We start from the raw sequence: 24,310 nt of genomic DNA, 5'->3' as shown, positions 1-24,310 counted from the left end.
AATAAGATGTTAAATGGGCGAAGATTCCGGTCAATTCATACGTTTGTGCCCTTTTATTTGGTTTGGACCTTTGAGAGGGGATTCTTGTATGAAAAGTCTTGCGTCCTACTATTTCCTATATTATCTCGGACAGGCAGCGTTAATGCCCTATCTTAGCCTATATCTAAGCGATAAGGGGATAAGCTCTACCCTAATCGGGCTGCTTCTATCTCTTTGGGCTTTTACGAGTGTTATTGCTCAACCCATTATGGGCATGCTGAATGACCGGCTGAACGATCGCCGACAAATATTGATGCTGTGCACGATCCTATCCCCTATTTTCGCATTTGGCTTCTACTTTTTTGACGGCTACTTTGCCTTATTAATCTTCTCAGTTCTCTTCCCGTGGTTTCAATCTTCATCTGCCTCGTTAAGCGACGCTTTGGCTGTTGAAATTGGCAGTAATGCGGGTATTTCTTTTGGCAGTATTCGTCTCTGGGGAGCCCTGAGTTTCTCCTTGGCTAGTTTTGCCACAGGTATTATTTATGAACGCAGCGGTTATGGAAGTAGTTTTTTCTATTTCCTAATCATCAACGCAGCCGTCCTCGGTGTTTTATTTCTATTTCCAAAAATCAAGCCATCAGAACATAAGCTGTCGATGTTTGATCAGGCTAAAGAGGTAATTAGCCATAAACGGTTTCTGGGTTTTATCGGGATTTGCTTGCTGGTGAATTTATCGATTGCCATCAACTTTTCGTTTCTTCCCATTTATTTTAAAGAAATGGGCTTTAATAAAGCCTGGATTGGCACCACTTATGCGATAGCCGCGATTATTGAAGTTCCGATGTTCTGGGTATCAGCCAAGCTGAATAACAAAATTGGACGCTTGCCTGTCCTCTGCATGGCTGCTGTTTGCTATGCGGCAAAGTGTTTGACATTGGCCTTCACTCACGATATTTATCTGGTGCTAGCTTCGCAGCTTTTAGACGGAATGGCTTATGCCTTTTTCGCAAGCGCATCCGTTGAAATGGTGAAGAGTTATTCCAAAGACGAGACGCAGGCTACCTTCCAAACGGTATTCGCTGCGATCACCACAGGGTTGGGCGGGATTATTGGCGGTGCCTTTGGAGGTATCTTCATTGACCATATGGGCGCACCTTCCCTTTATTTCATATTGTTTGTGCTGTGCTTGACGGCAGCCATTTTATTCATTATTTCTAATAAAATGTCCAATCGCCCGACAAAAAAACGCACCTCTTTACATATTTTTTAAAAGAAATGTCTTGATTATAAGCTTAGAAAACTAAATAATATGAAAAAGGTCTTATTGATCGGCATGACTTGATTACGATTGGAGCTTTAGTTTACACAACAGAAAGGTTGACATTGACATCATGGAGTTATCACACCGCATTACCAAGGAACAATCAATCAAAGAACCGTTCCCCATCTCTATACTTTCTCTTACCGTTGGTGCCTTTGCCATTGGAATGACTGAATTTGTCATCATGGGGCTTCTGCCTAATGTCGCGAATGATTTGCATGTCAGCATCTCATCCGCAGGACAACTCATTACGATGTATGCACTCGGGGTAGCTATCGGCGCGCCGATACTGACGGTCCTCACCCACAGAATCCCGCAAAAGAAACTGTTATGTCTGCTTATGGTTTTATTTATTCTCGGTAACGGAATCTCTGTATTCGCTCCAAGCTATGCCATTCTGATGGGAGCCCGTATGATAACCGCGTTGACACACGGGACATTCTTTGGCGTTGGGGCTGTTATCGCCTCCAATCTTGTACGTCCGGACAAGCGTGCCGGGGCCGTATCTATTATGATGGCCGGTCTAACCATTGCCAATATTATCGGTGTTCCTCTGGGGACATTCATAGGTCAAAACATGGGGTGGCGATCCTCATTTGGCGCGATTGCGATCATGGGAATCATTGCTTTAATCGGCATTCTTATCTTTATACCGCAAATTCGGCATGACAAACCAGCGAGTATCGTTAAGCAGATTAGCGCTCTCGCCAAGCCCAAGCTTCTTATATACCTGTTGATCGGGGCACTAGGCAATGCTGGCCTATTTGCCGTATTTACTTATATTACGCCACTGCTTGTGCAAGTCACTGGTTTTGCTGAACATAGCGTAACTTGGATTCTAGTCCTCTTCGGCTGTGGAGTAACCATCGGCAATATCGTAGGTGGGAAGCTTGCAGACTGGAAGTTGATGCCTTCCATACTGGGACTTTACCTTTCGATATGTGTCATTCTTACCCTTTTCACCTTTACTATTTATAGTCCGATCGCTGCCGTTTTGACTATTTTTCTGTGGGGAGCTGCTTCCTTCGCTGTGTTCCCTGGGCTGCAAGTACGAATTATGAGCCTAGCACAGGCGGCGCCAGCACTTGCCTCTACCTCCAGTCATTCAGCCGGTAATTTAGGAAATGCCGCTGGCGCTTTCATTGGGGGATGGGTCATTACACATCTAGCCATAACAGCCCTCCCTTGGGTCGGTGCCATACTCGTAGGTCTGGCACTGATCTTAGGATTTGCTTGCTATCTAGCAGAACGTAAGCCTGCTAACGCGTAATCCTATAATGATACAAAAAAGGCACCCTACATGGGGTGCCTTACTTTTTTGGGAAAATCCACTATTTTCGCTGCAGCTACCCTCGTTGCAAAACTTTTTGAAGCATCGTCCCGGTCTGTGCGTAATTCGTATGCCACGACAGCGCCTTCTCCAAGACATGAGGGGTTTGCCCTCCCCTGGTCAGGGCTTCTTTGTAGTAATCCTTTAATTGCTCGCGGTACATGGGATGCGCACAGCGCTGAATAATAAGCTCCGCGCGTTCTCTCGGCGCCAATCCCCGCAAGTCGGCGTATCCTTGCTCGGTGACGACCACATCCACATCGTGCTCTGTATGGTCCACATGAGAAATAAACGGCACAATACTCGAGATTTTTCCGTCTTTCGCAATCGATTTCGTGACGAAGATGGAGATACGGGAGTTTCGCGCAAAATCACCCGAGCCACCAATACCGTTCATCATTTGGGTGCCCAACACATGCGTAGAGTTCACGTTGCCATAAATATCAAACTCCAACGCCGTATTTATCGCAATCAATCCCATACGGCGAATGACTTCCGGGTGGTTCGAAATCTCTTGAGGCCTTAGTATAAGTTTATCGCGATATTTCTCCAAATTCGGATAAACTTGTTCCATCTTCGGACCCGAAAGCGTAATGGAGCAGCAGGAAGCATAGCGGACTTTGCCTGCATCCATTAACTCGAACACGGCGTCTTGCAATACTTCAGAATATACCTCCAGATCGGTGAATTCCGAATCTAACAAACCGTGAAAGACTGCATTGGAAACCGTTCCGATGCCGGACTGTAAGGGGGCCAGGCGGTTCGTTAAACGCCCCTCTTGAACCTCTTGTCGTAGAAACGCTATTAAATGCTGCGCAATCGTTTCCGTTTCATTATCGGGTGGTGTAATGGTTGAAGGAGAATCATTCTGGTTTGTGAGTACAATGCCTCGCACTTTCCCCATGTCGACCGGAATGCCAATGGTACCGATCCGATCATCCGGCTTCGTTATTGGAATCGGAGAACGTTCCCCCTGTTTACCGGGTTCGTACAAATCATGGAGTCCTTCCAATAACTGCGGTTGCGCCATGTTGATTTCAACAATAATGGACTTAGCATGCTGCGCGAACACCATCGAGTTCCCAACGGAGGTTGACGGGATGATCATATTGTCTTTCGTTATTGCAATCGCTTCCACGATAGCAAAATCTATAGGTTCAAGCACCTGAGCACGCACCATCTCCGACGTTTTGGATAAATGCTGATCTATAAAATAAAATTCACCTTGATTAATTTTCTTACGCATTGTAGGATCCGCTTGAAAAGGAAGGCGCTTATTCAGCAAGCCAACTTCAGCAAACATTCGATCAATATCTGATCCGAGAGAAGCCCCGGTATATACATTCACTTTCATCTTTTCATATTTGGCACGCTCAACGAGCGCCATGGGAACCGCTTTTGCATCTCCAGCCCGAGTAAACCCGCTTAGCCCTAGCGTCATTCCATTTTTAATCCAGGAAGCAGCTTCTTGTGCAGATACTACCTTCTCATGGAGGTGGTGGTTTTGAATGCGATCGAAAACGTTTTCCATAAGGCTTTCCCCCAACCTATTTGTGTCGTTTACACCATTTTAACAAACGGCAAAGAGGAGGAATGATTTTTCGGATGAAAATGGGTGAAATCAGGACGAACCATGCAAATTTGAGCCTGAAACCATGAAATTATTCATTCAGAAACCAAGTAATTTTCGAAAGTAACTGGTATAGGATTGACTGACCGTAATTTTGGTTTCATTTTTCATGATTAATACCAATGTTGAATGTGTATCGGGATAAATCTCCTTGATATAGTTAACGTTAACGATGAAGGAACGATGGCAGCGCACAAAGTAATCTTTCGGCAAAAGAAAATCAAACTCATTTAGCGTATATTTATGCGTGCCCGTCAACTTTTCGGTAATCACATGCGTTTTGCGATCACTTGCTTCCAGATACATCACTTCCGGAAAAGGAACCGGAACCCATCCCTCCTGGTATTTAACCGTCACTACGGATTTCCCGGTCGTCAGCGTGGGAAAGATCGCAGAAACACATCCCTCCAGTCTCCCTTCATGGATCAGCGGTACCGCCATGCCGTAGTAGGGAACGCCAAATAAATCACGATCGATAAACTCGGAAATTTTCTGTTTTCCGGTTAATGCTTTATGTGTTATCGTCCCTTCTTTGACGGGATCGCCTTCTTTAATTTTCAGGTCAATTCTTTTACTTGCGCGATAATAAATATAGGTCTCCGTATTCGAAACTGCGATGGAGGCTTCATCTGAAAATAACTCCCCAATAGCATCAAACATGGCCTGCATTTTAATTTGTGTCATTCTTTGCACCGCCTTCTATTAATAACCGTTAATCCATTATACTTTTGGAATCTCTGAACACAAAAATACTACCCGCTAAGCGGGCAGCACTTCATTATCTATAACTTAATATAATCAACGCTAGCGAATCCCATAATTATAATTGTTTTGAGGGGGATACTGGTATTGAGGTGCTGCATGGGGATGACTTGTCGCGTTGGAATACGAAGGATAGGCCTGCCGCTTATGCATTTCTGACACACATAAAATAAACGGCTTACGCCAAAGCAAGGTACGCCCAAGAGGCGAAATCCTTACTCTCGCTTTAAGCAAGCTGATCCGCGTTATCCACACAGCAGCCAAGGCATGATAAAGAAGGGACTGTCTCAAAAGTCAATTTTTCATAATAGAGACCTGGCTTAACCTAAATGTGATACGTAAAAAAGAACCTCGAGCTCCTTTTTGTGGAGTTGAGGTTCTTTTCATGGTGGGCCCCGTTCCTATTAGCAGCCATCTAAACGGAACGAGGAGGCGTTATTTCACTGAGATTTGCTTAAATTCGTGTTCATGCGGAACGAGGAGGCGTTATTTGGCCATTTTTGCGTCTACAGCGTGTTTTTTGAACAAATAAGGTATTCTCGTTCCGCGAGATGTCTGTTTAGCACTCATTTGCTCAAAATAGCGAATCGTCGTTCCTTTTCATGGTAAATGGGGTTCGACAACCGCCATATCGCATCACAACGTGGGTTCAAGATTCGGGTGTATTAGGAATTGTTCTAAATGGGACGCCCTCTTCTTCTTTGGATTTATTCAAATTAGAAGCTTTTCTCGAAGACCACAAGGCTTCGATTTCCTCCAGCGATTTCCCCTTTGTCTCGGGCACAAGGCGCCAAGTGAAAAAGAAAGTAAGCAAGGACATGAAACCGAAAATCCAGAATGTCACCGCTGGTCCTGCAGAACCAAGCATCGGAGGAAAGGTTTGTGATACGATATAATCCGCTGTCCATAGCGCCATAGAAGCTATCGCCGTTGCTTTTCCACGAATACGGTTCGGGAAAATTTCGGACATAATCACCCACACGACAGGCCCAAGCGATACAGCAAAGGAAGCCACGTACAGTAAAATAAAGATTAGCACCAAAGGCCCTGAAGGTTGTCCCGTGTGAAAGGCGGCGCCTATAACGACTAGGCACACTGTCATTGAGGCAGATCCAACGAGTAAAAGAGCCTTGCGTCCCACTTTATCGATGAGCCATATTGCAAGAATGGTGAAGAGGAAATTAATCAAACCGACCAGAATGGTCTGAATCAGCGAAGCATTCGTGCCAACACCCGTTTCCTTAAAAATTTCCGGGGCATAGTACATAATCGCGTTAATTCCCGTAACCTGCTGGAGAACGGCTAGCCCCACACCTACGATTAAAGCAAGCCGTAAAGCTGGGCTGAACAGTTGGCGGATCGATCCGCTTTCCTGTTGGAACGATTCCTTGATATCCAGCACTTCCTGTCTGGCCAGTTCGTCGCCGTGAATCTTAAGTAAAATCGGAAGAGATTCTGCTGCTCTCCCCTGCTTGATCAACCATCTCGGACTTTCAGGTACAAAGAAAAGCAGTATTAAGAACAACAAGCCCGGAAGAACCCCGAAACCAAACATCCATCGCCAAGCTGATGAAATATCCCACGCGTCGTCGCCATACCCCGCAATGCCCATATTAATGAAATATACGAGGAAGATACCGGTCACCGTTGCGAACTGATTGAGGGCTACAAGACGGCCGCGATACTTGGCAGGCGCTATTTCCGCGTTATAAAGAGGACATAGCGTAGAGGTAATACCAATCCCAAGTCCGCCAATAATCCGGGCAATAATATAAGCGGTGAACGTATTTGGAATGGCAGATCCGATGGACCCGATAATGAATAGGATCGCAGCTATAATCAGCACTTTTTTCCGACCGAACCTGTCCCCCAGCATACCCGATCCTGCTGCTCCAACGATACACCCAATGATTAAGCTGGAGACCGCCCAACCCACTTCCACCTGGCTTAGGTCGAAACGTTCTTTCATAAAACCGATTGCACCCGACACAACAGCTGTATCAAATCCAAATAATAAACCGCCCAAAGCGGCAACCATCGAAACTAGTGTGACAAACTTCATGCTTACTTGTTGGTCTTGATTGTTTATATGTGAGCTCATAAGCGATTATCCCTTCTGACTTATCCGCACCTTTATGCGGGTCTTTTATCATGAATAAATCGTAAATCCGTCTAATGCGAGACTCATTATACCATGCGCTTTGTTCTCGCTAGGGGCCAATTCCCTTCACTAATTTGTTGTTTACAAGCATAATATTGATGCCTGCAATTCTCCGTCGGATGTAGGGCGGCAGACTAGCATATTTTTGTTCGGGAATAACAAAAAAGTCCATGCATCTCTGCATGAACCTTAGTTTAATAAAGCTGATTGCGGTATTCAGTAGGCGTTTCCCCTGTTACCTTTTTAAATACTCTACTGAAATAATTAGGGTCTTTATAACCCACCATATAGCAGACTTCCTTTAAGCTGAATTGCCCGTCCCTTATGAATTCTTTGGCCCTTTCGATCCGCAGCCTTGTCACATAATCAATGAAGGTTTCACCTGTTTGCTGCTTGAATACTTTACTGAAATAATACGTATTCAAGTGGACATGCTCTGCCACATCTTCAAGGGAAAGCTCCTCGCGAAATTTATCTTGAATGAACGTGATGGCGTTGTCTAGGACACTCCATGTTCGCTGTTCACGTTCCTCACGGATTCGTTTGATAGCCAATTCCACATAAGTACGTTCTGAAGCATTGTCTGCAATAAACTTATCAGCCGTTTCACGCTCTCCCTCTAGGGAGAGCATTTTCAGATCCTCAAAAGAGCAAAGGTTACCCCACTTTTTGGGATACGTGGATGCGAAGACGGCTTCAAAATACGATCGCCTTATTCCTTCAATATCCATTTGAACAGACCCGATGCCTACATTAGCGTCTATACTACGCTGTTGGTAGAGTGTCTCGACCAGCTTATCGCCTAGGAAATGAGCTTCCTCTCGCAATACCTCATCCTTGATTTCCGCCTTCTCGAGAAGAAAGATGACCATGTGCCTATGGACCATGGAACTGACCACACAACCGACCCTATTCTTGATAAATCCTTTGGCGAAGTTTTTTACCGTATCGTAAAGCTTTTTCTTTTCGAAGCCTAATTCCTGTTCCGAGGTATGTCCGAGTTCCGGCAGGGCGAGCACAAGCGCACACCCTTTATCTATGGAAAGCTCGAGGATATCGGCCAGATACCCCACCTCGGTTTCATTCACTTGATCTGACATAAAGACCAGAGCCATTTCTGTTTCTGCCAACGGGAGCAGATGGAAGTACTTATCGCGCATTGCGAATTCCTCGTCGCGCTTTCTTTGGTCCTGATCTATTTCAGCTGCCAGTCGCTGGAGAAGTGCGACGATTTGATCGCGTTTAGCCGGTTTGATCAGATACTCTTTTACTCCCAAGGAAAGGGCTTCTTTGGCGTATTCAAAATGTTCATAGGCTGTAACCAGAACTATCTTGATCTGCGGACTATGAGCCTTAATTTCCTTTAACGCTTCAAGGCCTTGAATGCCCGGCATCCGAATATCCATCAGCACGATATGCGGCCGAAATTCATCTGCCTTTTGAATAGCCACGCGACCATTCTCTGCATGAATAATTTCAAAGGTATTCGGCATCATTCGGGTCACAATCCATTCAATGCCTTCTCTCTCTAAGGCTTCGTCATCTGCGATCAGTAGGCGATACATCTCCATCCTCCTTTCCTGCAGTAGGAATCCGGATGAGGACAGTCGTCCCTCGGCCCGGCTCACTGTGAATATCTACAAGATTCTTTTTTCCATAAAATAATTCAAGTCGTCTAAACACATTGCGTGTCCCTAACCCCGTTGATTGTCCCTTTTCTTGGCCAAGCAGCGGTTCCGATTCGAAGTGAAGCAGAGACTCACGAACCTCCTCGCTCATACCGATCCCATTATCCGATATGGCAACCCTTACCTCATCAGGCCCGCATGCAATGACCAGCTTAATCTTCGCCCCTACTTCCATTCCCTCAATACCGTGGACGAAGACGTTCTCAAGTATCGGTTGAAGGGTTAGCATGGGAACATAAACGTCCAGTCCGCTCTCGTCAATTTCTGTTACAAACTGAATCCGGTCACGAAAGCGGGCCTGTTGGATAGTAAAGTACTCCTTGGCATGCTCAACCTCATCCCTAAGCGTCACCGGACGATCCAATTTCCGAAGATTATACCGAAGAAGATTCGACATGGATACCGTGAGATCGCTTGTTTTCTCAGCACCCTCGAGCAGAGCAAGCTTGGATATGACATTCAAGGAATTAAAGAGAAAGTGCGGGTTGATCTGATTTTGCAAAACTTCCAGCTCCAATTCTTTGACCAGCTTGTCCTTTTCCAAGCTTTCTTTCTCTTTCATAATAAGTTCCTTTAAATTGTCCTGCATGCGCCCAAAGGCTTTAGATAACATACCAAACTCATTATGCTCACTAATCTGAGGAGGTAGAGCTTGCAAATTCCCGTCTGAAATTTGTTGAGCCGTTAAGGCTAACTGCTTGATCGGTCGGGTAATACCTAGGGAGATCCAATAAGCAAACAAGACGCTTATCAGCGTATTCAAGACAAAGATAGCGACTCCCCAGTGATTCATAACTTCTGTTTGGATAAGAATTTGTCTGTAGAAGGGTTGATAATAACTCAGTTCCAAATCAATAAGATGATGTCCTTCTGTTTGGATAAACGCTGCTGTCTGCTCAGCCTCTTCGTAGAAAGCCACATAAGCCAAAGAACCTTGGCTATTTAAAGCATCTATTACACCCGCTTCTTGCCCTATAAAAGTATCGATCATGTTGCGATAGCTGCGGACTGTAAGATCAGTAGTTGGAATAGTCGTCCCCTGTGCAGACAAGCTTTCCCGCAGAAGATTGAGCTCATCCCTCTGACTTATATATGCCTTGCGACTGTTCTCTGTTCGATCCATTAAGTAAACATTCAGAGCACGAAGATTTCCCTGCGTTTGTCCGGCAATTTGCTTGTACAATAATACCCGATCCAGCATCACATTATAGCTTTGCTGCACCGTTCTTCCGCTTTCAAAGATGAAATAAGCGACCGCGTTATTCAATATAAAAAGCACTGGGATGACAATAAATAGCATTCTGCGTATATTCATGGGCTGCCCACACTTAACTTCAATTGGTTTCTATCCAGAATATCCGTAGTGGTGAAGTGCTGGACTGGAATGGAACCTCCTTTGAAAATTTCCGCTAGCAAATTAACGGATTTGAATCCAATCTCTTTGGGCTGCTGAACGATGGACGCTAGGATTGCTCCTTGGGCGATACCCTGCTTGGTTTCCTCCAAGTCATCAAATCCGTAGACGCTTACATCTGCTCGATTGGTTGCCTTCAGTCCTTCCACGATACCAACAGCATCTAAGGAGCTAAATCCCACCATCGTTTGAATATTTGCGTATTGGTTCAACATAGCTTCTGTCTGCTTAGCGGCTTGAATCCGTGAAATATTCGATGAGCGGACAGCTACGATTTCAAAGCCAGGTGTATTTCGAATGATTGAACGGAATCCCTCTAAACGAAGCTGTTGATTATCCGCCAATTCGCTACCGATCATGACACCGATACGGCCTTTACCGCCAGCATCCTTCACCACAAGCTCTCCCATGCGTTTGCCTGCTTCCCAATTATCTGTTCCCACGTAGGCAAGTCTCCGGCTCTCCGGCTCATCCGCATCTACTGTGATCACGGGAATACCTTGATCTATTGCCTTGCTAATTAGAAGATCGTAGCGCTGCTCTTTTATCCCTTGCACGATAATGGCATCCGGCTTGGCAGCAATCGATTTCTCTAGAAGATTCATTTGTTCAGCAGGATTTATACGAATCGGTCCCATGTAATCAATCTTCATACCCAGCTGCGCCGCGGCATCTTTCGCTCCCAGCTCCACCGTTCTCCAGAATGGATTGTCGATCTCTTGAGCTATAAGCACAACGTGCTTGATACCTTTATCCTCTACCTTGCTCTGTTCCATTTGCCCGACCAGGTGATCGATCTTAAGCGTGGAAGATAAAAACTGGAATAAAAAATAGCAGAAAACAAGAAATATGCCTATCAGCCCCACAGTCCACTTTTTCTTTGACATGGAGCACCCCCGAAGTTTACTAAAAAATATAGATTTATTATACAGAGCCTGCAGATAAAACGGAAATCACGCTTAGTATTCGATGATGAATAATTTTCCTATACATGGCAAAAGGTACTACTGACAATTTAAGGAAGGATGAGTGAAGACAATGGACAAAGAAAATCAAGAGATGACCTTAACGAATCGGCAAGGTCATCCGATTTCAGATAATCAAAACATACGAACAATTGGAAATAGAGGACCTTCAACGCTCGAAAACTACCACTACATCGAGAAAATATCCCATTTTGATCGGGAGCGCATTCCAGAACGTGTTGTACATGCACGCGGTGCCGGTGCCCATGGATATTTTGAGGCTTATGGCAAAGTGGGGAATGATCCTATATCTACCTATACTCGGGCCAAGCTTTTTCAAGAGGCAGGTAAACAGACCCCTGTATTTGTCCGATTTTCTACAGTCGTTCACGGCAATTACTCTCCAGAAACATTTCGCGATCCCCGTGGATTCGCCACAAAGTTTTATACCGAGGACGGTAACTGGGACTTAGTCGGCAACAACTTGAAGATATTTTTTATTCGCGATCCGTTGAAGTTCCCGGACATGGTTCATGCCTTCAAACCAGACCCCGTTACCAACCTGCAAAACCCAGAGAAAATGTTCGATTTTGTATCGAACTCTCCTGAGGCCACTCACATGATCACATTCCTTTTCTCTCCATGGGGGATTCCAGCCAACTATAGACAAATGCAAGGGTCTGGCGTGAATACCTACAAATGGGTCAACCAAGACGGGCAAGCCGTATTAGTCAAGTACCACTGGGAACCGCTGAAGCAAGGAATGAAGAACCTGACTCAAAAGGAAGCTGAAGGCATACAGGGTAAAAATGTAAGTCATGCCACGCAAGACTTGTATGAAGCCATCGAGCGTGGCGAGTACCCGGAGTGGGAGCTCTGTGTTCAAATCTTGAGTGATGACGAGCATCCTGAGCTCGACTTCGACCCGCTTGATCCGACTAAACTTTGGGATCATGAACAATTCCCTTTTTTACCTGTGGGCAAAATGGTGCTGAATAAAAACCCCGAAAATTACTTTGCTGAAGTCGAGCAGGTCGCTTTCGGTACGGGGGTTCTGGTAGATGGTCTTGATTTTTCCGATGACAAGCTGCTCCAGGGCCGAACATTCTCCTACTCCGATACCCAGCGATACCGCGTGGGAACGAACTACCTTCAACTGCCGATTAATGCCCCCAAAACACGTGTAGCCACGAACCAACGAGATGGGCAAATGGCCATCATGGTTGATCGAGCTCCCGGGCAGAATCCGCATGTGAATTACGAGCCCTCCTCGCTTGGCGGGTTACAAGAAGCGGTTCCTTCCGGTAAAGAACATCAGCCAATGTATAATGACAAATTAGTCCGTGAAAAAATTAGCCGAACCAACGATTTCAAACAAGCCGGAGATACCTATCGCAAATTTGAAGATTGGGAACGCGATGAATTAATTGCGAATTTAGTAGATGCGCTGAAGATATGTAAGCCCATTATCCAGAATAAAATGATCGAATATTTCACGAATGCCGATTCTGATTACGGTCGACGTATTTCTGAAGGTCTTGCTCAAGCTAACGTCGATTCGGCACACCTTGGTTCCGCTACTGAAAGAGATGGCGCTGAAATTGCCAAGAACTCAGGAAAACGAACAGATGGATATTAAATATTAATAAATAAAGACGAAACACTTGTTTCAGGAAATGACCGGTAAGGCCCACAGCCTTTCGGTCACTTTTTCGTTTCCCTCGCTATCCTCAGAGATATCGTCCATTGAGCTCATTTGATCTCAAAGGAGAAATCGATAAAAAGGCATCCTAGACTGGATGCCTTTTAGTTGATTCTTATGTCATCTATACCTTAGTTAGCGATTCTGCTCCATACAGGATACTCTTCCAAGTACCCATATTCGCTCAATTCCTTAAGAGCCTTTCGTATGCTATGTTCATCCTCGCCCGATTCACTGGATAGTTCCACTAGATCGTCTAGGTCGATGTTCGGGTTCTCTTTGCAAAACGTAAGCAAGCCCTTAGCAGCCCATGAAAGTCGATCATCTTGGAAATCTCCAACCATACGGCGGAATATTTTGTGCGAGACAATTCTCAGCTCCACGAGTTGCTGCAAAGATTTGGTCGCCTGCTTGATATTCATGCGACCGAGCTTAGCGATATCAGATAATCCTGGCATGTTCGATTCCGAAGAAAAACATTTCAAGACGATAAAGGTCATTTGTGTATAAATATCCATACCGGGATGGTGAAAAACTTCATCTGAAAGATTAAAATGACGCGCTGCGTCCTTAGCTTGTCCGTTGTCCATCTGATGTCCTCCTTTTCATTATCATGGAGTTCACCTACTCATTATTGTTGCCATGATCCGAGGGTTGTACTAGCTTTCCCGAATTGTGCCGAGATTGCCGGAATATTTGCGCCAAGCTGAATTTTTTCTGATCATTGGCACCCGGGATCTCTTTCATTGGCTGGTTGAAATCATCATTCGCATCATGAGCAGGTTCAATAGGCTCTGCCGACTCCATGTCACTATAGCTGTCTACTAGAGAAACGGTATCATCCATGTCCGAGACCATTTCTTTCCCGGGAAATAATTCTACAACCGGTCGCTTATTCGATTGCTCTTCACGAACATATCTTGTCAAGATATCCATGATTCCTTGACTGAAAATGCCTTCCATTTTCAATTGGTTTAAATAGTCGATGACCTCTGTCGGAGTATCTGACGGAATATACAGGGTAACATCCTTACCTGAACGAACGTAAACGGTGGATCTCCGCTTTTTCAATCCGAACCGCTCCTGCTCTCGGATACTCCTTTAGAATCAACACTGGCCGCTGCAGTTTCGTCCTCATGTTTCAGCGCGTGGTCAAGCATAAGAAAGGTGCCTCGCACGTTTCGGAATTGGCTGTGTTCCACGGTATCAAACTTAATGGGCAAGCCCAGCTCGGCGTTTAATTTCTCAATCCAAGGCTGCAAAACGACCGCTCCACCGCCGATAAACCAAAATTCGTTGGCGTAGCGAACATGCTTCCAAGAGTTGCGGGCGTATTTCAGCACTTTCTCCGCTAATATGCGCATATGCCGATTAATTAGGCTTGTCATGTCAAACACAACCTTACCCTCCGCATAAATCTCATACTCTTTGTTGACCAGCATGAGGGTCAATTCCGCCGTGCTTGCGATCAATTCCTCGCCTTGCGAGTTAACCTCGTTGCGAATGCTCTCTAATGCATCATTGAGGTAGATCTTAGCGCCGGTAGAGTGCCGCTGATCCAGATCGAGACCGGCTTTGAAGAACGCAATGTCCATGTCAACACCACCTACATCCGCAATGCCGAAGCCTTTGTGGGATAGATGCGATTTGGAAGTGGCCTCAAGATCGTAAACACCGGATACATCGTCTATGCTGATATCGGTAGGAAGCGAAAATTCCATTTCCACCGTTATCCCTTTAAATACGGGGGTCGTCCCAAATGTAACGGAATGAACGCCTCCTGTAATCTTATGAGCAAATTCCTCGCGGAATTTCGTTATTTCACGTATAGGCAGACCCGTACCCAAGTTGACAGCGGCTTTAATCCGCTTTTTCCCCCGCTTGATGGCATCCTCATGTTTCTTGGCAATGGCATACGCCGCAGCCGTAAGGAGAGTCACCATCGTTTCCGGTCTCTGGGCCTTCTTTTGCACCGCTTTATCCCCTACTATTTCATGAATAATCCCTTCGTCACCGATCGCTAAGTTACCCACGTAAACATGTCGGTACTGATCGCTCTCAATCGAAGGCGATGTAATCTGTACGTCAAGAAAATCCAAGGGATCACCTTGTTCCATCAAAAGAAATCGTTCACCAAACGGTTGTGCTAGCACATTAGGGAAAATAAAGTTATTGTCCAAATGGTCGTAAATCACTTTAACGTGACTGCTGCCATTATCAATTGACAGCGTGATGGTAGTGGTTAAGACTTCGTTCTTTGTCAAGTCTATTCCCCTCTCCGGTGGCCTTATTTGAGTTTATATAAAGATTCGCGTAACTATGGCCAATTGAGAGGGTGTTTGGAGTAATTGGTATTTTTAGCAGGTAGTTGGAATGAACTTTAAAGTTTAAAGTTTAAGATTCAAAATTAAAGCTTTAAACTGTACGATTTAAACGTTAAGATTTAAACTTTAAAGTTTAAGATTTAAATGTAAAGTTTAAACTTTGTTTATGGTCTTTAGTAAAGGTTTAGACATTCGTTTGCTTGTCCGGGGACTCTTGTATTTTGTACAACTTTTGGCAAACAAATAACACCATTTCCACGCGAATGTTGCAAAAAATACAACAATTCCAGCAAAAAGTAGCTCTAAAGCATATGAAAGAGGCTAAAATGTTGTACAACCTCCTTAGCTTGCCAGGAAGAAATCAAAGAAATTGTTGCACGTTGTACAATTTGGGAGGAGCCTTTCTTGTGAAAGGTTTCCGGCAGCCCAAAAACCCTGCTCCCTTCGTCAAGGAAGAAAACAGGGTTTTGATTCAATCCTATAAAAAAACTTAGAGACCCAACACACGCCGCTCCTCATCCGAGAACATCCTCGAGCGAGTCAGAAAACGTCGCCCTTCCGGCCCCTCAAGCGAGAACATCCCGCCTCTACCGGGCACCACATCGATGATGAGCATCGTATTCTTCCAATAATCGTATTGCGACTTGCTCATATAGAAGGGTGCGCCGCCTATATCCCCTAGCCATACGTCGCTGTCGCCGATAAAGAACTCCCCTTGCGCGTAGCACATCGGAGAGCTGCCATCGCAGCAGCCGCCGGATTGATGGAACATGACAGGGCCATGCTTGGCCTTTACGATTTCGATTAGCTCTAGAGCGGCATCGGTAGCAACAACCTTGCTCACTTCTATCGTCATCGTTCGGCTCTCTTAGAAGAAGCCCAGTGCGTCGGGGCTGTAGCTGACGAGTAGATTTTTGGTTTGCTGGTAATGGGAGAGCATCATTTTGTGATTCTCACGGCCAATGCCCGAGCTCTTATAGCCGCCGAAAGCCGCATGGGCAGGATACGCATGGTAGCAATTCGTCCATACGCGGCCGGCTTGAATGCTGCGCCCCATCCGGTAGGCCGTGTTCATGTCGCGCGTCCATACGCCGGAGCCAAGACCATAGAGCGTGTCATTCGCGATCGCCAGCGCCTCTTCCTGATCCTTGAACGTCGTAACGGAAAGAACCGGTCCGAAAATCTCCTCTTGGAAGATTCTCATTTTGTTATGCCCCTTCAGAACTGTCGGCTGAATGTAGTAGCCTTCGGAAATATCTCCTTCCACCTTTGCTCGACCTCCGCCGATCAGACATTCAGCACCTTCCTCTGCACCGATATGGATATAGCTCATAATTTTCTCAACCTGCTCGGTAGAGGCTTGTGCGCCAATCATCGTATCCGTGTCCAGAGGGTTGCCCTGTTTGATGGCAGCGACTCGCTTCAAGGCTCTTTCCATAAATTGATCATAAATCGATTCCTGAATTAATGCGCGTGATGGGCTGGTACAAACTTCCCCTTGATTCAGAGCGAACATCGCAAAGCCTTCGAGCGCTTTATTGAAGAAAGCGTCATCACGTGCGACCACATCCTCAAAGAAAATGTTCGGCGACTTGCCACCCAGCTCCAAGGTGACCGGTATCAGGTTTTGCGAAGCATACTGCATAATTAAGCGGCCTGTCGTCGTCTCGCCGGTAAAGGCGATTTTCGCGATCCGGCTGCTCGAGGCAAGCGGTTTGCCGGCTTCAAGTCCGAAGCCGTTGACGATATTAAGAACACCCGGCGGCAGCAAATCTTGGATGAGCTCTATCAGCACCAGTATGGATGCCGGCGTTTGCTCAGCGGGCTTCAGAACGACCGCATTTCCGGCCGCAAGTGCCGGAGCAAGCTTCCATGTTGCCATAAGCAATGGAAAGTTCCACGGTATAATCTGACCGACGACGCCAAGAGGCTCATTAAAATGGTAAGCCACCATATTGTCATCCAATTGGCTGAGCGAGCCCTCCTGGGCGCGAATGCATCCTGCAAAATAGCGAAAATGATCAATTGCCAGTGGCAGATCAGCCGCAAGCGTTTCCCGAACCGGCTTCCCATTATCCCAGGTTTCGGCAACCGCGAGCATTTCCAAATTCGCTTCCATGCGATCGGCAATTTTATTTAAAATGACGGCACGCTCCGCAACGGACGTGCGCCCCCATGCGTCCTTTGCAGCATGCGCAGCATCTAAAGCCAGCTCGATATCCTCTGAAGATGAGCGTGGAACCTCGCAGAAAACGCGGTTATTTACAGGTGAAGGATTGTCAAAGTATTGGCCCTTAATGGGCGCAGTCCACTGTCCTCCGATAAAATTTTCGTACCGTTTTTTAAATGTAACCTTTGATCCGTTTTGTCCAGGTTGTGCATAAATCATTTAGCTCAGCCTCCTTAAAATGGAATACGTGAAATATATAAGCAAGGATCGTGCCAACATATTGAAAGCCGTCCAATAAGGCAATATGAGGAGTGCTTACTAGTTTTTGTTCCGCTCTGAAACAACGGAAGTGTTCCATTTTGGGACATTCTTTCTTTCAGCACTCCATTAATAAAAGCAACTATGATATGATCGGGTTAGGAAACCGATTGCAATGGAGGTGTTTATTTTTGCTATCCGTGGAAAATAGCTTTTTATCAGAATCGGCGGCGTCATCTTGGAAGCGCTGTCACGAACTTGGTTTAATGCCCACCGACCCCATTGACGATGACATCTTAACCGGAAGCCACATTCAATCTCTATTAAGGCAAAACGAGCAAACCATACATTACACGGAGCAAATATTCGAGCAAATGCACACAGGCATCAAGCAATCCGGCCAGATGGCGCTGCTTATCGATTCGGAGGGAACCATTATTCACACGGTCGGAGATATCGATTTCTCCCGCCGGGCGTTAGCGGTTCAGCTGCAAGTAGGAGCAAATTGGGCCGAGAGAAGAAAAGGAACAAATGCCATTGGTGTCGCCCTCGCAGAGAAAAAACCCGTACGCGTGCATGCCGAAGAGCATTATTTCAACTCCAATCACTTCTTGACCTGCGCCTCGGCACCCGTCTTCAATTCAATCGGCGAGCTGATTGGTATCATCAATATTAGCGGCAAACAAGAGAATTATCACGCCTATACATATACACTTGCCTGTATGGCAGCCCTTTCCCTGCAGAACAAAATTCTGCTGGAAGAGTCGAAGAAGGAGCATCTCATTACCCTCAGAGAACTCGAGCATTCCTCACAAAATCATCCTTTACCGCTGCTCTCTCTAAGCCGGGATAACCGCATCCTTCGTGCTAATCATGCCGCCATCCGCATTGTTGGGAGTGACGCAATTGGCAAAGTGTTTACGAAGTTGGAAGGCTTTTCGGTCGAAACGATTCATAATGAGCATCAGAAGCTGTGGCAGTCCGTCTCCATTCAGAAGCATGCGGCAAACGAGCAGCATTTGTATGCGTTTAGAGATATTGTCGGCACGTGTCCTACCATCATACAGAAGAAAGAACTGGCCAAGAAGGCGGCTGCGACTGATTTTCCTGTCTTGTTATTGGGTGAAAGCGGTGTGGGGAAAGAATTGTTCGCGCAATCCATTCATACCTCTAGCACCCGGTCGGCGGAGCCTTTCATTGCACTGAATTGCAGCGCCATCCCGGACAGCCTGATCGAGAGTGAATTGTTCGGATATGCTCGCGGCGCTTTCACGGGAGCGAACAAAGACGGCAATGCCGGGAAATTCGAGGCCGCGCACAAGGGTACTATCTTTCTCGATGAGATAGGCGACATGCCTCTTCGTGCGCAGGCTGCTTTATTAAGAGTACTCCAGGAGGGCATAATTACTCCGGTAGGAAGCGCGAAGAGCAAAGCAATTGACATTAGAGTCATTGCAGCAACGAATAAGGACTTGGCCACGGAGATTAAGGCGGGCCGATTTCGGGCCGATCTGTATTACCGGTTGAAAGGGATACATATTACGCTGCCGTCCTTACGAGAAAGAAGCGATATTTTGACATTAGCCGTGCATTTACTCCAAAAGCATGCTTTGCCCTGTCCCTTCATAACGGAAGCAGCGCAGCAAAAGCTGTTAGCCTACAGCTGGCCGGGCAATATACGGGAGCTTAACGGCATTCTTATGCAAGCGGTCTTCCTAGCTGGAGGACAGGCGATTGACGCTGAGCATCTATCGTTCGAAGAATCCGATGAGGCTGTGCAAGCAGGATCAGGCAAAGATCATCCACTCACATTGAAGGACGCGGAAATCACGGCGATCAAGAAGGCGCTGAAGGCCTCGGAATGGAACCTTAGCAAGGCAGCCGGACAATTGAAAATTGGAAGAACGACGCTATATCGTAAAATTGAGGAGTACGGCATAACGTTATTTTAACGATATATTTTTATAAACCTAGCACCCTATCTCTTTGAGATTGGGTGTTTTTTTCATCGGTCTGTCAATGGTATGATTGAGGCATATGGAAAGCATTTCCTAGGAAAGGAATATGGGTTATGTCAAAAGCAGATCATATGCTTTCTATCCTCTGGTTGCTCAAATCTCAGAAGCGGATAACAGCTAAGCAGCTTGCTGAGAAGCTGGAGATTAACATCCGAACCGTCTATCGATACATCGATGCTTTATGTGCCAGCGGAGTCCCGATTATTTCCGATTCCGGGCATTATGGCGGTTATAGCTTGCTTGGTCAGTTCAATGAAGCTCCGCTTGTATTTGATCTTGATGAGCAAAAAGCGTTGATTCACGCAGCTGCTTTTGCCCAGGAGGCGGGGTATCCGTTTGGAGAGAAATTAAGTCAGGCCGTCACCAAGCTGAAAATGTATACCAATGAAGCACAACGCCATCAAATCAATCTACATGAGCAAGGTCTTGACGTCATTCTTCCCCAGGCTGATGCTTCGCAAGTATCCCTGCTTCAAGAAGTGGAAATGGCGGTGGCTCAGAGCGTATCGATATTTATGCATTATCAAAAAGGCTACGGATCTGTAACAGAAGCTCGTCATTTGGATCCTTACGGACTTGTTTGCTGGAAAAGCAAATGGTATGTGGTAGGTCATTGTCATCTTCGTAAAGAAATTCGAAGCTTTCGTATCGATCGTATTCGAAAATTGGATACGACGGAGAAGACTTTTGAACGGCCTGCTGATTTCTCAGCGCGCAAATTTATCCTTTCAGGTGTGCTGCCTGATTCGGATAAGTTGGATGAGCTCATATCTGTCAAAATTACAGGAAGAGAACAAGCACTAGATGATCTATGTGGTCATTGGTTCCTGGCCCATGCATTGGTAGAACGTTCGCAGCTTGAAGCTCATTTTAAACTAGAAGAGCGATACATTCTGTATGACCTTCCCTACTTTCTTCTGACTTATGGAGGGACCCTTCGCATTAAAGAGCCGCAGCTGCTCCAAAACCAAATGATTCAGGTAACTAAAAATTTACACAATTATTATGCGGCGGCGCAGCTTGACTGACCGTTTCTGTCAGTGAAGATGGGCTACAATGGGTCTTAGGTGAAACCTAAGGAGGAATGATCATGAATTTATTACAAGTTCGTATATTGGTAGATGATTTTCACAAAAGCGCAGCTTTTTATAGGGATCTATTAGAATTGAAAGCTGACTGGTACGAGGAGTCGATGGAGTACGCGTTGTTTAACACAGGCGCTGCTCGTATCGAGCTGCTGTCCCGCAAAGCCATGGGCGAAGCACTGGGAGAAGATTTGGGGCAAAGCGGCAGCTATGCAACGAATTTTGTACTCAATATTGAAGTTGAAAATATAGATGATACTTACCATCGTTTATCCGATAAAGGCATCGAATTCGTCAAAGAACCATTTAATCATCCGACATGGAATGGACGACTTGCCCATTTTCGGGATGTAGATGGCACATTAATAGAACTCTATCAAGCAAATAAGAAGGAGGTTTGATCCGGTGTCTAGTCAAATCCTCAAAAATTACGAATATCATGTATGGGCTAATAAGCGGGTTTTCGCTCGTTTAGAGGAACTGCCGGAGGAGATTTTGCTCCAGGAGATGAGCGATGTATTTCCAACCATACATGCCGGCCTTGTGCATATCTACAGAGTGGATACTGTCTGGTTGTCCGGCATGAAGGGAAGCAGCTATGAGCAAACCAGAGAGCTGATCGTCACTGCTGAAGAAAAGACCAAAGGGAAAAGCTTGAAACAACTTGAGGCCGCCTTCTCGGAGTTAGCCGAGACTTACAAAACCTTTCTGAATAGTGATGCCGATTGGCAAGCTAGGAAAGAGTTTCCGCATCCAACCTATGGCGTCCTGCATGCCAGCAATGAAGAGCTTGTCCAGCACGTTGTTAATCACGGCACTTACCACCGCGGCAACATCACTTCTATGCTCCGCCAGCTCGGACATGCAGGTGTATCTAGTGATTATGTGTTTTACTTGTATGATGTAAATAAGTGAAATAAGATCCGCTATCGAAACATCTCTCTTATAGAGTGGTATCATCGGCGATCGATGTTTCCATCAATTCCTTTACCTCTTTGAGGTCACTGGTCTTGCCTAATGCCCACATTAGTTTCGGAACGATCGCTTCTTTATTCATGTCCTTCGACGAAATAATCTGTTCTCTGCCTACTCTTCGCCCAACTTCATAAAGCGTCAGATCGCCGCCTTCTTCCAGACATTGTGTCGTTATAACAATAGCGACTCCAGCTTCTATAAGCTCAATGATTTTCGGAAGAAGGTTGCGACCTTGGGTAGGAACCCCTCCTAAACCAAAGCCTTCGATAATCACACCTCTATAGTGCTGTTTCAGATAGTCAAAAAGTTCAGGCTTCGTACCTGGATGCAGCTTTAATAAAAAAACATCGGGACATAGCGATATGTCTAGCTTTATCTCTTTATTTTGTGCAGGTACAACTGGCTTCGTGTACTTGATTTCATCGCCTTCAAAGTAAGCCACATAAGGATGATTTATGCTTTCAAAGGCATCGTAACTGCGGGTTCTCACTTTCACGGCTCTTGTTCCGTTAATCACCTTGCCATCAAAAACAATAAACACTCCACCAATGTCTTCACAGGCAAACTGGGCAGCGTTACGCATGTTATGAATGGCATCAGTGTGGTTGCTTCGGATAGGAACCTGAGAGCCCGTAATAACAACCGGCTTACTCAAGTTTTGCAGCATATAGGAAAGCGCGGCTGACGTATAACTCATCGTGTCCGTCCCATGTGTGATCACAAATCCATCATAATCATCATAATTCTTATAAACGGCTTCCGCGATGCGGACCCAAAATTCAGGCTGCATATTCGTGCTGTCAATTTCCATCAGTACGTTACTGTCTACCTGATACAGGTGATTTTGTGCCGGCAAATAGCTTATCAGTTCATCGGCCGTCATCCCCGGGGTCAATCCATCTTCCCCAACCACAGACGCGATCGTTCCCCCCGTAGCTAACAAAAGTATCTTTTTCATAGAAACGTTCCTTTCGCGTGGTTTCCGGTTACATAAATAGACAACATGTAGAAAACCTCTATCAAGGTCGTTCAAAAATGAGCGACCTGCTAGAGGTGAGTTTATATAACCATTATAAATCCATCTATAGGATTTTGCTAAGAAATGCTTGGGTACGTTCGTGTTTGGGGGAATCGAATAGTTCGGAAGGTGTTCCTTCTTCTACGATGTACCCTCCATCCATGAAGATTACACGATCTGCCACCTCGCGAGCGAAGCCCATTTCATGCGTGACGACAATCATGGTGATTCCCTCATGGGCCAAATCCTTCATTACTTGCAGTACTTCGCCTACCATTTCTGGGTCTAAGGCCGAAGTCGGTTCATCGAATAACATCACACGCGGATTCATAGCCAGTGCACGGGCAATGGCTACACGCTGCTGTTGTCCACCAGACAGTTGATCAGGGTACGCATCCCGCTTCCCAGCCAAGCCCACTTTGTTCAGTAGTTCCATGGATTTTTGTTCATTTTGCTGCTTATCTATCTTTTTAATGTGTTTCGGGGCTAGCATGATATTTTCCAATACGGTTAGATGAGGAAATAAGTTAAAGAGCTGAAAAACCATGCCTACATTTTGGCGTAATTGATCAATATTCGTGTTAGGTGAAGTCACTTCGACATCGCCGATCACAACTTTTCCAGACGTCACATCCTCAAGAAGATTTAGACAACGTAGGAATGTACTCTTTCCTGATCCAGAAGGTCCAATAACACAAACCACTTCTTTCTCTTGGATCGTAGTTGAAATATCTTTCAGTACTTCGTTCGTACCGAATTTCTTTTTCAAGTTTTGTACGACGATCATTTGGAAGCATACCTCCTCTCAAATACGCGAGCTAAGCGGGATAACGCATAGATGATAATAAAATAGATGACACCTACGACTCCCCATATCTCAAAAGCACGATAGTTGGCAGAGATAATAATCTCCCCGCTTTGTGTCAACTCGCTAATTCCGATGACGGACAAAAGGGAAGTATCCTTAATACTTACAATGAATTGATTGACAAAAGCAGGTATCATCCGGCGAATGGCTTGTGGTAAAATAACCAATCGCATCGTCAACCATTTACTAAGCCCCAACGAGCGTGCCGCTTCCATCTGTCCCTTGTTAATTGAGTTAATGCCCCCACGGAAAATCTCAGCGATATAAGCACCAGCATTTAAGCTAATGGCAATAATACCTGCAGTCTCTGCCGGTATCCGAATATCAAAGAAAGCGGGTATACCAAAATACTCAAAGAAGACCTGCACTAACAGCGGTGTTCCCCGAATGATATCAACATAAGAAGTAGCAATACCCCGAAGAATTTTACTAGAAGAAACATTCATCAAACCCGTAATTAAACCTATAAGAAAAGCGATCGGTAAAGAGATGATAACAATTTTAAAGGTAATTAGAGCGCCTTTCATCAACATGGGTAATGCATCTAAAATAACCTGCAACGAGGAAGTCACCAGATCCCAACCCTTCCTTTTTAATGGAATTCATAATGACGCTAACCTTCTGAGGCCCATCGAACAT

The 24,310-nt window shown here is 45.6% G+C and carries 20 protein-coding genes and 1 pseudogene; 7 read left to right on the top strand and 14 right to left on the bottom strand.

Features of this window, described 5'->3' with window-relative positions; all coding sequences use genetic code 11:
• The first annotated feature begins 88 nt into the window (after positions 1-88).
• Positions 89-1,252 carry an MFS transporter gene (locus AC58UU_RS28815; RefSeq protein ID WP_497320698.1) on the top strand — a complete coding sequence of 388 codons (1,164 nt, stop codon included), beginning with the start codon at positions 89-91 and terminating at the stop codon, positions 1,250-1,252.
• Between the two features lie 121 nt (positions 1,253-1,373).
• Positions 1,374-2,573, top strand: a complete 1,200-nt coding sequence (locus tag AC58UU_RS28810) for an MFS transporter (RefSeq protein ID WP_497320697.1) — start codon at positions 1,374-1,376, stop codon at positions 2,571-2,573.
• 76 nt (positions 2,574-2,649) lie between these two features.
• Here AC58UU_RS28810 and scpC read toward each other — a convergent pair whose 3' ends face one another.
• The 6 genes from scpC to AC58UU_RS28780 all read right to left on the bottom strand — a co-directional run bounded on the left by scpC (position 2,650) and on the right by AC58UU_RS28780 (position 11,175).
• Entirely contained in the window at positions 2,650-4,164 is a 1,515-nt protein-coding gene (gene scpC / locus AC58UU_RS28805) for a succinyl-CoA:acetate CoA-transferase ScpC (RefSeq protein WP_497320696.1), read from the bottom strand.
• Positions 4,165-4,302: 138 nt separating this feature from the next.
• On the bottom strand, positions 4,303-4,947 hold the full coding sequence (locus AC58UU_RS28800; protein WP_497320694.1) for a LytTR family DNA-binding domain-containing protein: 645 nt from the start codon (positions 4,945-4,947) through the stop codon (positions 4,303-4,305).
• Between the two features lie 727 nt (positions 4,948-5,674).
• A complete protein-coding gene (locus AC58UU_RS28795; protein ID WP_497320692.1) occupies positions 5,675-7,126 on the bottom strand; it encodes a sugar porter family MFS transporter in 1,452 nt (483 codons plus the stop codon).
• A gap of 254 nt (positions 7,127-7,380) precedes the next feature.
• Positions 7,381-8,751, bottom strand: coding sequence for an AraC family transcriptional regulator (locus AC58UU_RS28790; RefSeq protein ID WP_497320691.1), 1,371 nt, complete (start codon positions 8,749-8,751; stop codon positions 7,381-7,383).
• Positions 8,726-10,189, bottom strand: coding sequence for a sensor histidine kinase (locus AC58UU_RS28785; protein ID WP_497320689.1), 1,464 nt, complete (start codon positions 10,187-10,189; stop codon positions 8,726-8,728). Before AC58UU_RS28785 ends, AC58UU_RS28790 begins: the two co-directional genes overlap by 26 nt.
• Positions 10,186-11,175: a sugar-binding protein gene (locus AC58UU_RS28780; protein ID WP_497320688.1), complete on the bottom strand. Its 990-nt coding sequence runs from the start codon at positions 11,173-11,175 to the stop codon at positions 10,186-10,188. Before AC58UU_RS28780 ends, AC58UU_RS28785 begins: the two co-directional genes overlap by 4 nt.
• 166 nt (positions 11,176-11,341) lie before the next feature.
• Between AC58UU_RS28780 and AC58UU_RS28775 the strand changes: the two are divergent.
• Positions 11,342-12,892: pseudogene (locus AC58UU_RS28775) on the top strand (catalase); the annotation flags it as partial.
• Positions 12,893-13,086: 194 nt separating this feature from the next.
• Here the strand turns inward: AC58UU_RS28775 and AC58UU_RS28770 are convergent.
• From AC58UU_RS28770 to adh, 5 genes are all read right to left on the bottom strand, one after another.
• Positions 13,087-13,545: a hypothetical protein gene (locus AC58UU_RS28770; RefSeq protein ID WP_497320686.1), complete on the bottom strand. Its 459-nt coding sequence runs from the start codon at positions 13,543-13,545 to the stop codon at positions 13,087-13,089.
• Positions 13,546-13,579: 34 nt separating this feature from the next.
• Positions 13,580-14,026, bottom strand: coding sequence for a hypothetical protein (locus tag AC58UU_RS28765; RefSeq protein ID WP_497320685.1), 447 nt, complete (start codon positions 14,024-14,026; stop codon positions 13,580-13,582).
• The gene (locus AC58UU_RS28760; protein ID WP_497320683.1) at positions 14,023-15,219 is read right to left on the bottom strand and encodes an Alp7A family actin-like protein; all 1,197 of its coding nucleotides are present in this window, start codon (positions 15,217-15,219) and stop codon (positions 14,023-14,025) included. The genes AC58UU_RS28765 and AC58UU_RS28760 overlap by 4 nt, the downstream gene beginning before the upstream one ends.
• 550 nt (positions 15,220-15,769) lie before the next feature.
• Complete coding sequence (locus tag AC58UU_RS28755; protein ID WP_497320681.1) at positions 15,770-16,135, bottom strand: DUF779 domain-containing protein; 366 nt, start codon at positions 16,133-16,135, stop codon at positions 15,770-15,772.
• A gap of 12 nt (positions 16,136-16,147) precedes the next feature.
• Complete coding sequence (gene adh / locus AC58UU_RS28750; RefSeq protein WP_497320680.1) at positions 16,148-17,668, bottom strand: aldehyde dehydrogenase; 1,521 nt, start codon at positions 17,666-17,668, stop codon at positions 16,148-16,150.
• A 239-nt stretch (positions 17,669-17,907) separates the two neighbouring features.
• Between adh and AC58UU_RS28745 the strand changes: the two genes are divergently transcribed.
• The 4 genes from AC58UU_RS28745 (at position 17,908) to AC58UU_RS28730 (ending at position 21,725) form a co-directional block, all read left to right on the top strand.
• Complete coding sequence (locus AC58UU_RS28745; protein ID WP_497320678.1) at positions 17,908-19,659, top strand: sigma-54-dependent Fis family transcriptional regulator; 1,752 nt, start codon at positions 17,908-17,910, stop codon at positions 19,657-19,659.
• 119 nt (positions 19,660-19,778) lie between these two features.
• On the top strand, positions 19,779-20,753 hold the full coding sequence (locus tag AC58UU_RS28740; protein WP_497320677.1) for a helix-turn-helix transcriptional regulator: 975 nt from the start codon (positions 19,779-19,781) through the stop codon (positions 20,751-20,753).
• 62 nt (positions 20,754-20,815) lie between these two features.
• Positions 20,816-21,211, top strand: a complete 396-nt coding sequence (locus AC58UU_RS28735) for a VOC family protein (RefSeq protein WP_497320676.1) — start codon at positions 20,816-20,818, stop codon at positions 21,209-21,211.
• A 4-nt stretch (positions 21,212-21,215) separates the two neighbouring features.
• Complete coding sequence (locus tag AC58UU_RS28730; protein ID WP_497320675.1) at positions 21,216-21,725, top strand: DinB family protein; 510 nt, start codon at positions 21,216-21,218, stop codon at positions 21,723-21,725.
• 28 nt (positions 21,726-21,753) lie between these two features.
• Here AC58UU_RS28730 and AC58UU_RS28725 read toward each other — a convergent pair whose 3' ends face one another.
• From AC58UU_RS28725 to AC58UU_RS28715, 3 genes are all read right to left on the bottom strand, one after another.
• Positions 21,754-22,743 carry an asparaginase gene (locus AC58UU_RS28725; protein WP_497320673.1) on the bottom strand — a complete coding sequence of 330 codons (990 nt, stop codon included), beginning with the start codon at positions 22,741-22,743 and terminating at the stop codon, positions 21,754-21,756.
• 124 nt (positions 22,744-22,867) lie between these two features.
• Complete coding sequence (locus AC58UU_RS28720; RefSeq protein WP_497320672.1) at positions 22,868-23,590, bottom strand: amino acid ABC transporter ATP-binding protein; 723 nt, start codon at positions 23,588-23,590, stop codon at positions 22,868-22,870.
• Positions 23,587-24,243 carry an amino acid ABC transporter permease gene (locus AC58UU_RS28715; RefSeq protein ID WP_497320671.1) on the bottom strand — a complete coding sequence of 219 codons (657 nt, stop codon included), beginning with the start codon at positions 24,241-24,243 and terminating at the stop codon, positions 23,587-23,589. Before AC58UU_RS28715 ends, AC58UU_RS28720 begins: the two co-directional genes overlap by 4 nt.
• Positions 24,244-24,310: the final 67 nt, after the last annotated feature.

The organism is Paenibacillus sp. JT22N1 (genome assembly GCF_059692155.1).
This window is presented reverse-complemented; position numbering and strand designations above follow the sequence as displayed.